This window comes from Bacillota bacterium, from assembly GCA_040757085.1.
In the GTDB taxonomy this organism is placed as follows: Bacteria; Bacillota; Sulfobacillia; order JACIYH01; family JACIYH01; genus JACIYH01.
The window spans coordinates 44,478-58,040 of the sequence record JBFLXJ010000001.1; the positions used below are offsets into that span (position 1 = coordinate 44,478).

At 65.7% G+C, this 13,563-nt stretch carries 12 protein-coding genes, 1 tRNA gene and 1 pseudogene; all 14 read left to right on the forward strand.

From position 1 onward, the window contains the following. Positions 1-20: 20 nt before the first annotated feature. The 14 genes and pseudogenes from rpmA to AB1446_00280 all read left to right on the forward strand — a co-directional run bounded on the left by rpmA (position 21) and on the right by AB1446_00280 (position 13,344). Positions 21-314 (forward strand): 50S ribosomal protein L27, encoded by a 294-nt coding sequence (gene rpmA / locus AB1446_00215; protein MEW6545328.1) that lies wholly within the window; start codon positions 21-23, stop codon positions 312-314. A 17-nt stretch (positions 315-331) separates the two neighbouring features. Continuing rightward, positions 332-1,306 (forward strand): annotated as a pseudogene (obgE, locus tag AB1446_00220) (GTPase ObgE). Positions 1,307-1,369: 63 nt separating this feature from the next. Beyond that, positions 1,370-2,077 carry a nicotinate-nucleotide adenylyltransferase gene (gene nadD / locus AB1446_00225; protein MEW6545329.1) on the forward strand — a complete coding sequence of 236 codons (708 nt, stop codon included), beginning with the start codon at positions 1,370-1,372 and terminating at the stop codon, positions 2,075-2,077. Beyond that, on the forward strand, positions 2,070-2,327 hold the full coding sequence (locus tag AB1446_00230; GenBank protein MEW6545330.1) for an RNA-binding protein: 258 nt from the start codon (positions 2,070-2,072) through the stop codon (positions 2,325-2,327). The genes nadD and AB1446_00230 overlap by 8 nt, the downstream gene beginning before the upstream one ends. A 102-nt stretch (positions 2,328-2,429) precedes the next feature. Next, positions 2,430-3,068, forward strand: coding sequence for a bis(5'-nucleosyl)-tetraphosphatase (symmetrical) YqeK (yqeK, locus tag AB1446_00235; protein MEW6545331.1), 639 nt, complete (start codon positions 2,430-2,432; stop codon positions 3,066-3,068). Then, complete coding sequence (locus AB1446_00240) at positions 3,007-4,374, forward strand: LCP family protein (GenBank protein MEW6545332.1); 1,368 nt, start codon at positions 3,007-3,009, stop codon at positions 4,372-4,374. Before yqeK ends, AB1446_00240 begins: the two co-directional genes overlap by 62 nt. 24 nt (positions 4,375-4,398) lie before the next feature. Next, positions 4,399-4,773, forward strand: a complete 375-nt coding sequence (gene rsfS, locus AB1446_00245) for a ribosome silencing factor (protein ID MEW6545333.1) — start codon at positions 4,399-4,401, stop codon at positions 4,771-4,773. A 2-nt stretch (positions 4,774-4,775) separates the two neighbouring features. Then, positions 4,776-6,113, forward strand: a complete 1,338-nt coding sequence (locus AB1446_00250) for a TrkH family potassium uptake protein (GenBank protein MEW6545334.1) — start codon at positions 4,776-4,778, stop codon at positions 6,111-6,113. A gap of 79 nt (positions 6,114-6,192) precedes the next feature. Then, positions 6,193-6,870 carry a TrkA family potassium uptake protein gene (locus AB1446_00255; GenBank protein ID MEW6545335.1) on the forward strand — a complete coding sequence of 226 codons (678 nt, stop codon included), beginning with the start codon at positions 6,193-6,195 and terminating at the stop codon, positions 6,868-6,870. Between the two features lie 340 nt (positions 6,871-7,210). Continuing rightward, a tRNA-Ala gene (locus tag AB1446_00260) sits at positions 7,211-7,286 on the forward strand. A 124-nt stretch (positions 7,287-7,410) separates the two neighbouring features. After that, positions 7,411-9,924 carry a leucine--tRNA ligase gene (gene leuS / locus AB1446_00265; GenBank protein ID MEW6545336.1) on the forward strand — a complete coding sequence of 838 codons (2,514 nt, stop codon included), beginning with the start codon at positions 7,411-7,413 and terminating at the stop codon, positions 9,922-9,924. 162 nt (positions 9,925-10,086) lie between these two features. Further along, positions 10,087-10,854: a helix-hairpin-helix domain-containing protein gene (locus AB1446_00270; protein ID MEW6545337.1), complete on the forward strand. Its 768-nt coding sequence runs from the start codon at positions 10,087-10,089 to the stop codon at positions 10,852-10,854. A gap of 179 nt (positions 10,855-11,033) precedes the next feature. Then, complete coding sequence (locus AB1446_00275) at positions 11,034-12,302, forward strand: threonine synthase (GenBank protein ID MEW6545338.1); 1,269 nt, start codon at positions 11,034-11,036, stop codon at positions 12,300-12,302. A gap of 319 nt (positions 12,303-12,621) precedes the next feature. Next, a complete protein-coding gene (locus tag AB1446_00280) occupies positions 12,622-13,344 on the forward strand; it encodes an ECF transporter S component (GenBank protein MEW6545339.1) in 723 nt (240 codons plus the stop codon). The last annotated feature ends 219 nt before the right edge of the window (positions 13,345-13,563 follow it).

The window sequence follows — 13,563 nt, forward strand, 5'->3', positions numbered from 1 at the left end:
GGTGACAGGAGGTGAATACCATGCGGGTTATCGATATCCAGTTGTTCGCCCACAAGAAGGGCGTGGGAAGCTCCCGTAACGGTCGTGACTCCCGGTCCAAGAGGCTGGGAGTGAAGGCTTCCGACGGCCAGTGGGTCTCGGCCGGGAGCATCATCGTGCGCCAGCGGGGCACCCGGGTGGTGCCGGGAGTTAACGTAGGTGTGGGCCGGGATGACACCCTGTTCGCCCTGGCCGACGGGGTGGTCAGGTTCGGGTCCCGGGGCGATCGCAAGGTGGTAGGGGTGTTCCAGCCCGAGGCGGGACTCCAGGCGTAACTCCCGTGCCGGACGGGATGTTCGTAGACGAGGCCCGCATATACGTGGAGGGTGGCGCGGGAGGCAACGGGTGTGTTGCCTTCCGGCGCGAAAAGTTCGTGCCCAGGGGAGGCCCTGCGGGCGGAGACGGCGGGCGCGGTGGTGACGTGCGCCTGCGAGCCGACCCGGGGCTTTCTACTTTGCTGGACTTCCACTACCGCCGCCATTTCCGCGCGGGCCGGGGGGAACACGGGTCGGGAGGAAACCGCACGGGAGCGGATGGGGAAGACGTCCTGATCCCCGTTCCCGTGGGGACCGTGGTGAGGGACGGAAGCACCGGGGAGGTGCTCGGTGACCTGGTGGAACCAGGCCAGGAGCTGGTGGTGGCGCGGGGAGGCCGGGGGGGATGGGGCAACGCGCGCTTTGCCTCGCCTCGCAACCGTGCGCCGCGCCGGGCAGAGCCGGGGCAGCCCGGAGAGGCTCGCTGGTTACGGCTGGAACTGAAGCTGCTGGCCGATGCGGGGCTGGTGGGTCTGCCCAACGCGGGCAAGTCCAGCATCCTCGCCAGGGTATCGGCTGCGCGGCCCAAAGTGGCCGATTACCCCTTCACCACCCTGGAGCCCTCGCTGGGGGTGGTGGCCGTTCCGGGAGGCGGCAGCTTCGTCCTGGCCGACATTCCCGGACTCATCGAGGGGGCCCATGCGGGAAAGGGCCTGGGGCACCGGTTCCTGCGCCACATCGAGCGCACCCGCGTACTGGTGCACGTGCTGGATCTGGGCGCTCCCCCGGAACGGGAGTTGTATCGGGATTACCTCACGATCAACCGGGAACTCGAGCAGTATCACCCCGACCTGGCCCGGCGTCCCCAGGTGGTGGTAGCCAATAAGGTGGATCTGCCGGGGGCGCGGGAGAGATTGCGGGAACTGAGGGAGCGGTTGGGGCACGTGCATGCGGTGTCCGCCCTCACCGGAGAAGGGATTCCCGAGATGATCGTCGAAGTGGCGCGCGTTCTTGCCGGGCGTGAGCGGCCATGATATAATCGCTTCTGTAGACTACCGTTTCGGCAGGTTGATCGAGTGAGCCAATCCGTTCCGGATAATATCGGTATCATGGGTGGGACCTTCGACCCCATCCACCTGGGGCACCTGGTGACTGCAGAGACAGCTCGCCAGGCTTTTCATTTGCGCAAGGTTATCTTCGTGCCCGCGGGCAGGCCGCCTCACAAAGAAGGACGGGTGATTACGGAGGCGGGAGACCGGTACCTGATGACCGTGCTGGCCACCATCTCCCACCCCGATTTCTATGTAGACCGCATCGAGATCGACCGGGAAGGCCCTTCTTACAGCGTGGATACGGTGGCGTACTTCAGGGAGCAGTATCCGGACAGCAACCTGTATTTCATTACGGGTGCCGATGCGGTACTGGAGATCTGTTCCTGGCACAACTGTCACCGCCTGCTCTCTATGTGCCGGGTCGTGGCGGCCACCAGGCCCGGCTACGACCTGGCCGGTTTGAGCCGGCTCGCGGATGTAGTGGGGGAAGAACTTTTCTGCCGCATTGTCCCCCTGGAGGTACCTGCGCTGGCCGTGTCCTCGAGCGACCTGCGCAGACAGGTGGCTGAAGGGAAGTCCATCAGGTACCTGGTACCCCAGGCTGTGGAAGAATACATCCATAAGCACGGGTTGTACCGCAGGCCCCGAGAGCGCCGGGCGGCTGCTGATTGGGGCGTGGTTCACATAGAAGGGCCCATCTTGACAGGAAAGGCAGGTGAAGAGGATGGTTAGGACCCTGTACGTGGGAAACCTGCCGTGGGCTACCACGGAGGAGGAACTCGCCCGCGCGTTCTCGGCCTATGTGGAAGTTCGCGGTTGCCGCATCATCACCGATCGTGAAACCGGACGTTCCCGTGGTTTCGGGTTCGTGGAGGTAGATGAGGGCGACGTGGAGAAGGCCGTACACGCGATGAACGGCGCCATTATCGGCGGCCGGGAGATTGTGGTCAACGAGGCCAGACCGCGGCAGAACAAGTACTGAGACCTATCGCACCCAGAAACGAATGCCTCTCTTGCCAGGCCCCAAGGGAGGCTTCGTTTTGCGGCGAGGAGGGATTCCCGGACGGAGTACCTGGAAGCGGCTGTGGCGAGGCGGCTTCCCGCCCACAGGTGGGCCCACAGTTTGGGAACTGCTACCGTGGCGCGGGAACTCGCTCCCCGGTTGGGAGCTGATCCTGCCAAAGCGTGGATCGCCGGGCTGGTGCACGACATCGCCCGTGACCTGCCCGCGGGAGAACTGTTGTCGCTGGCAGGGTGTTTTGGTATACTGGTTGACACGGTGGAACGGGAGGCGCCCGAACTCCTCCACGGGCCGGTGGGGGCGGAACTGGCACGACGGGAGTTGGGTGTGGACGACCCGGAAATCCTGGATGCCGTGGCGCGGCACACGGTAGGCGGGGCGGGGTTGCGCCCGCTTTCGCTTCTGTTGTATCTGGCCGACTTCATAGAGCCGAACCGGGATTTCCCCGGGGTGGAGGAAGTGCGGCAGACGGCACGCAGGGACCCGGAACTGGCGGCACTTTGGACCATGGAAAAGACACTGACGTACCTGTTCCGGGAGGGCCTGCCTGCCCACCCGGCGACGCTGGAGGGTCGCAACTTCCTGTTGTCCAGGTTGGTCAAGGAGGGTCGGTGGCGTCCCTGGGGAGGCGGGGCTCAGGATGCCCGGTGTCATGATCGAGCCCACGCGGGCAGCAACGAGACTCGGACGGAAAAGGAATAAGCCGGGCCGCCGGCCGTGGAAGTGGGTACTGCTGGGGGTGCTGATGCTGCTGGCCGGCTGGGTGGGGTGGGCCGGCTATATGACGTACGCCGGCCTGCGCCAGGGGCTGGGTACGGGGGAGGGTGAGGTGGCGCCTCCCCTGGTGGAACCGGGATCCCGCGTGAACGTGCTTGTGCTGGGCCTGGATTTCCAGTTGGATGCCCATGGCAAACCCATCACGGACTGGCGGCGATCCCGTGGGCGTGCTGACACGATTATGCTGGTCAGTTTTGACCTGGAACGCAGGGAAGTGGGTGTACTTTCCTTGCCCCGCGACTCCCGCGTGGAGATTCCCGGCCACGGTTCCGAAAAGCTCAACGCCGCCCACGTCTACGGGGGGCCAGGCCTGGCCATGCGCACGGTGGAGGAACTCACGGGGGTCCCCGTTCATTACTACGTGCGCACCAGTTTCGATGGTGTGGCCCGCCTGGTGGACCTGCTGGGCGGGGTGGAATTCGATGTGCCCCGGGACATGCATTACGAGGATCCCTACCAGAACCTGTACATCCATCTCAAGGCGGGGCGGCAGGTGCTTGACGGGGAAGCGGCAGTGAAACTCCTTCGCTTCCGGCAGTACCCGGATGGGGACATAGAGCGCATCCGCGTGCAACAGGCCTTCGTGATGGCGGCGGCCAGGAAGGCCCTTTCCGTGGTCACGCTGGCCCGGTTACCTTTCCTGGTGGATGATGTGCTGGCCTGTGTGGAAACCAACGTGCCGGCGGGCAGGGTCCTGGCCCTGGCCCGGCTGGGATTGAGTCTGGACCCGGATGCCATACGGATGGGTACCGCTCCCGGGGTGCCCCGGGACATCGGGGGAGTGAGTTACTGGATCCTGGACCAGGTGGGGCTGGCCCGCACCGTACGACAGGTACTGTACGGGATCGAGTACCCCGTACTGGTGGAGGTGTTAAACGGCAGCGGACGACCTGGTCTGGCAGCTCGAGCCGGCGACATCCTGCGTAAGCAGGGGTTCTCCGTAGTGCGCATCGGTAACGCCAGCGGGGAGCACCGCCGTACCGTAATCCAGGTGCGCGGGGCCGGTGATCTGGAGGCCGATGCGGTGGCAGCCGCATTGTCGGGCATGGTGAGCCGGCCCGCCGTGCAGAGGTTACCCAGTGAGGCCAATGGTGAGGCCGGAGGACAGGGTCGCAGTCAGGCCGGTGGGCAGGGTGGCGAACAGGGCACACCCTCCCGGGACGGCAGCGGAACCGCCCAGCTTACCGTGATCCTGGGCGACGATGTAGCGGCACCGGGGAGTGAACCATAACGGCGCAGGGGAGTGAGCCGTAACTTGGAAGCTCTCGAACTGGCCCTGCTGGCGGCACGAGCCGCGGAGGACAGGAAGGCCAGGGACGTCATGGTCATGGAGATGCGAGAACTCACTACGGTGACAGACTACTTTGTGCTGGCCAGCGGGCGTACCCCCATACAGGTGCGCGCCATTGCTGACCATGTGGAGGACGAAGCCTCCCGGCGGGGGGCCCGTTTGCTCCACCGGGAAGGGTACGAGCGTGGTCGATGGGTGCTGCTGGACTACGGTGACGTGGTCGTCCATGTCCTGTGTGAGGAAGAGCGAAAGTTCTATGCCCTCGAGCGCCTGTGGGGTGACGCCCCGGTTGTATACAGTGCCGGCAGCCCGGCGCTGGCGGTAGAGAGCGGGAATTGACGGTGCGCCCCTTACGTGTCATCCAGGACAGTCCGGCCCGGGTGCTGGTGGTCGGTTTTGCCGCCGTGATTGCGGTCGGCACCCTGCTTTTGATGATTCCCGCTGCTACTGCGCCCGGGCGGCGCACGGACTTCCTCACCGCGCTTTTTACCGCCACCTCTGCCACCTGCGTGACGGGACTGGTGGTGGTGGACACGGCCACCCACTGGTCCTGGTTGGGGCACGTGATCATCGCCTGCCTCATCCAGGTGGGAGGGCTGGGCATCATGACCATGTCCACGTTCTTTGCCCTGCTCATAGGCAAGCGAATTACTCTGCGGGAGAGGCTGGTGATGCAGGAGGCACTGGGACGGTTTACCGCGGCCGGTATCGTCCGCCTCGTGCGCCTGGTCCTGCTGACCACCGCCCTCTGTGAAGGCCTGGGCACCCTGCTGCTGTTTTCCCAGTTGGTGGGGCGGTATCCGGCCCCGCGTGCCCTCGCCCTGGCGGCCTTCCACAGCATCTCGGCCTTCAACAATGCGGGATTCGACCTGTTCTCGGTGAGCCTGCAGCCGTTCGTGGACGATGCCGGGGTGGTGCTGGTGGTCGCTGCTCTTATCATTCTGGGAGGCCTGGGATTCGTGGTTCTGGCTGACTTGTGGGGTATCCGGAGGGGTCACTGGCGGCCCACCCTGCACACCTTCCTGGTGCTCAGGGTTACCGCCCTCCTCATTCTGTTTGGCACCCTGTTCATCCTGGTGCTGGAGTGGAACAATCCCCTCACCCTGGGCCCGCTTTCCTTGAAGGGGAAAATCCTGGCTGCGCTGTTCCAGGCAGTCACCCCCCGTACGGCCGGCTTCAGTGTGGTCCCGGTGGGGGGGCTAACCGTCCCCACCCTGCTGCTGACCATCATCTTCATGTTCGTGGGAGCTTCGCCGGGAGGCACCGGCGGGGGAGCCAAGACCACCACCGTTGCTTCCCTGGTGCTGGCCGTTTGGGCCACGGTGCGGGGGTACCCGGAAATAACGGTGCATGAGCGCAGGTTGCCCTGGGACGTGGTGCAGAGGGCACTGGCCATCACCTTCATTTCCCTCGCCCTGGTGATGGCCGTGAGCATGGCACTGAGTCTGACCGAAGGGGGCGAGTACCTCCCCCTGCTCTTTGAAGCCACGTCGGCATTCGGCACCGTGGGGTTGTCCACCGGGGTGACGCCTGACCTTTCCGTGCCGGGACGCCTGCTCATCATCCTGACCATGTTCGCGGGGCGGGTGGGTCCTCTCACGCTGGCGATCGCGCTCGCCAAGCGTGCCCGTCCCCTGCCGCCCCTGCACTACCTGGAGGAGAAAGTGGCCGTGGGTTGAAAATCTCCAGGGTGACCGCGGGGGGCTGCCCGAGTCGCAAGGAAAGCGATAATATTTGAAGGCGGGCAGGGATGAGCGCATGAGAGAGTTCGCTGTGCTGGGGTTGGGACGCTTCGGGAGTGCAGTGGCCAAGGCCCTGTTCGAACAGGGACATTTCGTGCTGGGCGTGGACACCGACGAGGCGAAGGTGGCTGCCATCAGCCAGTGTTGCTCACGGGCGGTGCGGGCCGACGTCACCGACGAGGAGGCGCTGCGGGCGCTGGCCATCTGGGAGTACGACGCGGTCGTGGTGGCCATGGGCAACCTGCAGGTCAGCCTGCTTACCACCATCCTCCTCAAAGAGATGGGCACCAAGTACGTCATCGCCAAGGCCGCCTCGGAGATCCACGGAAAAGTGCTCCGCAAGCTGGGAGCGGACCGGGTGGTGTTCCCCGAGCGTGACATGGGGGTGCGGGTGGCCCGCAATCTCACCGCCTTCCGGGTGGTGGACCACCTGGAAGTGTCCCCCGAGTTCAGCCTCGTGGAACTCACCGCCGGCAAAGAAATGGCCGGCAAGACCTTACGCCAGCTCAGCCTGCGCGCTCGGTACGGGGTCAACGTCCTCATGATAAAAAAGGGCCAGGAGGCCACATATCTGCCTCTGGCGGACGAAGTGGTGAACGAAGGCGACGTGCTGGTGGTGGCGGGTCGCAACGAGGCGCTGGCCCGCTTCGAGAAGGTGCTGGAAGAGGCAGCCCGCGTCGGCCACCTTCCCTAGCCCGCGTAGCCGGTGCCGCGATTCCAAATTTAGTGGACTTGCGTTTTCCTTGACGGCTGCGACGGTCCGTCATATAATACGGCTTGAACTGCATTAACGCGAACGGCCGTGATGGGGAGCAGTAGGCCGTGGCTGCCCGGTCAGAGAGCCGGTGGGTGGTGCAAACCGGTCGAGCGGCAGGCCGAACTCACCCCGGAGCCGATGCAGCGAAGGGCCCGTCGGGTGCGTGAGGGAATGAGCTGGCTTCCAGTTCACCAGGTTGCCTCACGCGGGGATGCGGGAGGGCTCGGGTAGCTGCAACCGGGTCGATGCCCGTTACAGCCATGAGTGGATAAAGCGTGGGGCCGTAGCTCAGTTGGGAGAGCGCATGAATGGCATTCATGAGGTCGTGGGTTCGACTCCCATCGGCTCCACCAGAGTTTTTCTTGCTTTATCAAGCGGGGTGGTACCGCGGGAGGATTCCCGTCCCCATGGGGGACGGGAATTTTTCGTAGCCAGGGCGGTTTTCCCGGGGTGCCCTCCATCAGGGGAGGTAGTGAGTTGGCCACGGGTTACGAGCCTCACAGCCGCGAACTTTACTGGCTCGACCGCTGGGAAGAGTGGGACCTCTACCGGGCCGAGCAGGATCCTTCCCGGCCCAAGTATTACTGTCTGGAGATGTTCCCCTACCCGTCGGGCGACTTTCACATGGGTCACTCGCGCAACTACACCATCGGGGACGTACTGGCCCGCTTCCGCCGCATGAACGGGTATAACGTGCTCCACCCCATGGGGTACGACGCCTTCGGTCTTCCCGCGGAGAATGCAGCTATCCTGCGGGGCATGCATCCCGCCCGGTGGACATGGGGGAATATCGACAAGCTGCGCTACTGGTTCCGCCGCATGGGGTATTCCTACGACTGGGAGCGGGAGATATCCACCTGCCACCCGGATTACTATCGGTGGACCCAGTGGATGTTCCTGTTCCTGCACCGCCGCGGGCTTACCTACCGCGCCCGTGCTCCCGTCAACTGGTGCCCCCGCTGCGCCACCGTGCTGGCCAATGAACAGGTGGTGCAGGGGGGATGCTGGCGCTGCCACACCCCGGTGGTGAGGAAGGAACTGGAGCAATGGTTCTTCCGCATCACCGCCTATGCCGACCGGCTGCTGGAAGATCTCAAGCTGCTGGATGGGTGGCCGGAGCGGGTGAAGGTAATGCAGGCCAACTGGATTGGGCGCTCCGAGGGAGCAGAAATCCGCTTCCCGGTGGAAGAACTTGGCGAGGACATCACCGTGTTCACCACCCGGCAGGACACGCTGTACGGCGCGACCTTCATGGTCCTGGCCCCAGAACACCCCCTGGTCAAGCGGTTGGTGGCGGGTAAGCCCCATGAGGCTCGGGTGCTGGAGTTCGTGGCCGAGGCCACCCGGCGGCAGCAGCAACCGGATGAAGCGGTGGCCGAACGCCCCAAAGAGGGGATTTTCCTGGGCTCATACTGCCGCAATCCGGCCACCGGCGAACGGATGCCCATCTGGGTGGCCGATTACGTGCTCATGGAGTACGGGACGGGGGCGGTGATGGGGGTTCCCGCCCACGACCAGCGCGACTTCGAGTTCGCCCGCCAGCACGGGCTGCCCGTGCGGGTGGTCATCCAGCCCCCTGGAGGGAACCTGGATGGGGAGACCATGTCCATGGCCTACGACGGGCCCGGCGTCATGGTGAACTCGGGCCCCTTCGACGGGACTCCCAGCGAAGAGGGCAGGGCCCGCGTTACGGCCTGGGGTCAGGAGCAGGGTTGGGCGCGGCCCGCCGTCCAGTACCGGCTGCGCGACTGGTTGGTATCCCGCCAGAGGTACTGGGGTGCACCCATCCCCGTGGTCTACTGCGAAAAGTGCGGCATCGTGCCCGTCCCCGAGGAAGATCTGCCCGTGCTGCTGCCCGAGGTGGTGGATTTCTCGCCCAGGGGCATGTCTCCCCTGGCCACGTCCCGGGAGTTCGTGGAGACCACCTGCCCCACCTGCCGGGGGCCGGCCCGGCGGGAGACGGATACCATGGATACCTTTGTGTGCTCCTCCTGGTACTACATGCGCTTCGTCTCTCCCCGCTACACGGCGGGGCCCTTCCAGAAGGAGGCGGCCTTCTACTGGCTGCCCGTTGACCAGTACACGGGCGGCATAGAGCACGCAGTGCTGCACCTCCTGTATTCCCGGTTCTTCACCAAGGTGCTGTACGACGCCGGGCTGGTCCCCGAGCCGGAACCCTTCCGCCGCCTGCTCACCCAGGGGATGGTGCTCAAGGACGGGGCGGCCATGTCCAAGTCGCGGGGCAACGTGGTGGAGCCGGGACCCATCGTGGAAAAGTACGGTGCCGATACCGCCCGCATATTCGTGCTGTTTGCTGCCCCGCCCGAGAAGGAGATCGATTGGTCGGAGCGGGGCGTGGAAGGCGCCTTCCGCTTCCTGATGCGGGTGTGGCGCCTGGGCGAGGTGCGGCACGGCCTCTTCCGTCAGGTTTCCGGTGAGCCCGGGAGTGAGGTAGACAGCGCCGGGAGGGAGGTACGGCGCCTGGTACACCGCACCATCAAGAAGGTCACGGAGGACGTGCGGGACCGCTACATGATGAACACGGCTCTGGCCGCCCTCATGGAGATGGTCAACGGCCTGTATGCGTACGTGGGCGAGGATCGCACCGGTGGCGACCCGGAGGTGGTGGCCGAGGCCCTTCACAGCCTGGCCCGTCTTCTGGCGCCGTTTGCGCCCTTCCTGGCGGAAGAAATGTGGCACCACCTGGGAGGGGACGGGAGCGTGCACAGGCAGCCGTGGCCTGCCTACGATCCTGCCCTGGTGGCGGTCGAGGAAGTGACCGTGGTGGTGCAGGTCGACGGGCGGGTGCGTCATCGCTTCCAGGCCCCGGCCGATGCCACCCCCGAGGACCTGGAGGCTCAGGCGCTGGCGGCACCGCGGGTGCGGCAGTTCCTGGCTGGCAGGGAGGTGGCCCGCGTGGTGACCGTCCCCGGCAAGCTGGTGAGCATCGCCACCGTCCCTCTGGCTGACAGGAGTAGCCGTTCTCCTTGAGGTGGAACGGGGCCCGGAACAGCCCGCCGGGGACCATGTTTCCTGGTGGAAGGAACTGGGTAGCGTGATGGCGAAACAGTAAAGGGGCGGCTCCCGCTGAGGGAGCCGTCTGCCTATGCTGACCTGTACTGGCCTGAGCTGCAGGGGGGAGGTGCGGGGGCAGTGTCTTCGCCTGAGCGTCTGGCCACGGTAGTGCTGCTCAGCCTGGCCCTGCTGGCGGTACCGGTTACCCTGTGGCGTCATGGTGCCCTGGGTAGCGGGCTGTTGGGAGTGCATGATTATGGTCGTGCGGAGCCTGCTGCGCCGTCCCGCAGCGATCGACTGCCAGGAACGGGGGGCGGGTCCGAACCACCAGGAGCAGGTGACGACTCTCAGCCGGGGGGAGAGCATCACGGAGGGGGTGACGGTCTTCAGCCGGGGCAGGGGGTTAGCGCGCCCGAGCCCTATCGGGGTGTGGATGCGGGCGGCCCGGACGGGGGACTGGTTGTGCACGTGGCGGGGGCGGTAAGAGATCCGGGGGTGTATACCCTGCCCGCGGGCGCCCGGGTGGTGGACGCCATCCGGGCGGCGGGCGGGGAAAGGGACGAAGGTGCCGCCTGGGTCCTGAATCTCGCCGCGCGGGTTCTGGACGGAGATCGCATCTACGTGCCCACCCGGCAGGAGGTGGCGGGGTCCGGGGCCGGGACCAACTGGCAACAAGCGTCTCCGGTCGCCTCCGGTGGGACCGGACCCCTGCGGCCGGTTGATATCAACCACGCTTCCGTCCAGGAGCTGGATACCGTTCCCGGAATCGGTCCTGCTCTGGCGCAACGCATTGTGGCTTTCCGCAAGGCCAACGGCCCCTTTGCTCGAGTGGAAGACCTCACCAGGGTTCCTGGCATCGGACCCAAAACCCTGGAGAGCATGAAGGACTGGCTGGTTGCCCGGTGAGGGGCCCTGATGCCTGCTGGAGGGCCCAGTACTTCGGCTAACGCCTGGCCGGAGAGCGCTTTCGCGCTTGCGGGGACAGGCAGGCGGCGAGGCAGTGAGGGGGGCAGTGATTGCAGGCAGTTGCTGAACCGTGCTAAGATCAGGCTGTCGCGTGCTCCGCTGAGGGGAAGGGAGAGAAATTGGGTTTTTCTTTGCGCTGTACGCGTTGCGGAGAGGTTTACCCGGCCGATCCGGCGGCCACTACCTGCCCGGTGTGTGATGGGGGTCCGGAATCCCCCAGCATCCTGGAAGTGAGGCAGGAAAGCGGACTGGATCGCGGCATGTGGGAAAGGATGTTGGCCCGATCTCCGCGTGAGTGGGGGATATGGCGCTTCGGAGAGATGCTCCCCGTGGAGAGGGTGCCCAGGAACTGCGGCGGTGAGGTGCTCACCGGAGGTGAAGGTGACACGCCGCTCCTGCGGGCATGGCGGCTGGGGGAGGAGTTGGGAGTCGACCTCTATCTGAAAAACGAAGCCTTCAATCCCACCGGCTCTTTCAAAGACCGGGTGGCTGCCATGGTGGTGGCCAAGGCCCTCGAGGCGGGGGCAGGCCGGCTGATCCTTTCGTCTTCCGGTAACATGGCGGCGGGGGTGGCTTCCCTGGCGGCGGTGGCGGGTTTGCGGGTCACGGCGGTGGTGGCACCGGAGACCAGCGTGGCCAAGGTGGCTCAGATCAAGATGTACGGGGCGGACGTGGTGCGGGTAGGCCCCACTGAGACGGACCGCCTGAATCTGTGTCTGGAAGCGGCCCGGCGCCTGGGATGGTTCACCGCCACTTCTCCCCTTTGTCCGTACGGGTCTTACGGGGCCAAGACCATGGCCTACGAGGAGTGGTATCAGCTGGGCGCGCGCAGAGACCGCGCGCCCGACTGGGTGGTTATCCCGGTGGGGTACGGCTGCAATTTCGTGGGGCACTGGAAGGGATACCTTGACCTCCTGGAGGCCGGTTTCATTTCCCGCCTGCCCAGGCTGGTGGCGGTACAGCCGGAAGGGTCTCCTTCCCTTGTGAAGGCCTGGGAGGAAGGAAAGGAAGAAGGCGTACCGGGTCCTCAGAATTCCATCGCGGGTGGCATTTCCCAGACCCTCACCCTCAATGCCCGCCAGTGCCTGCAGGCCATGCGCCAGACGGCGGGCCTAGGCGTGACGGTGAGTGACACAGAAATGCTGGATGCTCAGCGCGATCTGGCGCGCCGGGCGGGCGTGTTCGCGGAACCTTCGGCCGCAGCAGCGGTTGCGGGCGTCAAGAAGCTGGCCGCCCGCGGGATGTTCGCGCCGGGCGATAGCGTGATTGCGGTGCTCACGGGGAGCGGGCTCAAAGATACTGAAATGGCGCTCCAGTCGGCCGGTGGCGATGCCCCCACCATTCCCCCCCGGGTCGAAGCGCTGCTGGAGGTGCTTCCCCCGGAGTAGTTGGGGAGGCACCGGTGGATTGACGCCGGGCACGCGGCCGGTGTATGATGCTGACGGGTAGCATCCTGATCACGGAGGAGCTACACCGTGAGCGAGCGAGTACGGGAAAGAGGCTGCTTGGATCCGCAAGGACCGGGACAGGCGGACAAAAACCGGGCCTTTCTGCCTGTGACGGGCAGGAGGCTCTTTTTGTGCTCGGGGGCGCCTGAGCGGGTGGCCAAGTGCGGCCGCTGCCTTGTACGCCGGCTCGCGAACCCCTGCCTTGGGCGTCGGGTCGCGGGTCCCATGCTCGCCGCGGTGGCTCGAGGGGGGTTCTGACATGACTCTAGTCAAAGTGTCTACGCGGCAGGTGGCGGTGGCCGGGCTGCTGGGCGCCCTCACCATCGCCCTGGGGCTGACCCCGCTGGGGTTTGTCCCCGTGCCCACCCCGGCAGGTAGCGCCACCACCATGCACATCCCGGCGATCATCGCCGGAGTGGTGGAAGGGCCCGCCGTAGGAGCCGCGGTGGGGGTAATCTTCGGGTCCTTCTCCTTCTACCGGGCGCAGACCCAGGCCAATCCCGTGGCACGCATGATGTTCACCGACCCGCTGATCGCGTTTTTGCCGCGGATTCTGATCGGGGTGGTGGCCTGGACGGTGTTCTGGTTCTGTCAGCGGGGGGCAACTGTGACCACCGGTAGGGGTGCCCGCAGCCTGTTTGCGGCCGCCTTCGGAGGCGTGGTGGCCCACACCTGCTACCAGGCCATGTTCCGCTACGAAATGCTGGACGGTGCAGCCGCTCTGGGGGTGGGGCTGGCGACGGGCGCCGTGGTGGCTGCCGTGGTGTGGAAGGTGCTGTCAGTCCGCGCCGGGGCGGTGGGGCTGGCCGCCCTGGCCGGTAGCTTGACCAACACGGTGGGTGTGCTCGGCCTCTCCGTGCTGAGGGGTTACATCCCCGCCCCGGCCGCCCTGGCAGTGGGAGTCCTGCACGGCATCCCCGAGATGCTGGTGGCATCCGTCCTCGCCGTGCTCGTCTACCGGGGACTGGCCAAGCGCGCCTGAACGGGCCCCAGCTCGTGACGTTCGAGGGCGTGGTTGGCGGGGGGCCAGCGCCCGGGGGCCCCGGGGCGGTCACTGTCACCCGGGGCGGTCTGGCATGTTGCCTCAGAATAAAAAGTACTTGTACCACGGATCGTTGCCTCAGAATGAAAGGTACTTGTACTCAAGTGGGTTAACCCCTTTCTGCGAGGACTGGGGTTTGAGCGGAGACGACTGAGTCGA

What these genes read in the sequence shown, in the direction of transcription:
- rpmA (MEW6545328.1), top strand. Translation starts at nt 21, where the DNA reads ATGCGGGTTATCGATATCCAGTTGTTCGCCCACAAGAAGGGCGTGGGA.
- AB1446_00230 (MEW6545330.1), top strand. Translation starts at nt 2,070, where the DNA reads ATGGTTAGGACCCTGTACGTGGGAAACCTGCCGTGGGCTACCACGGAG.
- AB1446_00240 (MEW6545332.1), top strand. Translation starts at nt 3,007, where the DNA reads ATGCCCGGTGTCATGATCGAGCCCACGCGGGCAGCAACGAGACTCGGA.
- AB1446_00255 (MEW6545335.1), top strand. Translation starts at nt 6,193, where the DNA reads ATGAGAGAGTTCGCTGTGCTGGGGTTGGGACGCTTCGGGAGTGCAGTG.
- AB1446_00280 (MEW6545339.1), top strand. Translation starts at nt 12,622, where the DNA reads ATGACTCTAGTCAAAGTGTCTACGCGGCAGGTGGCGGTGGCCGGGCTG.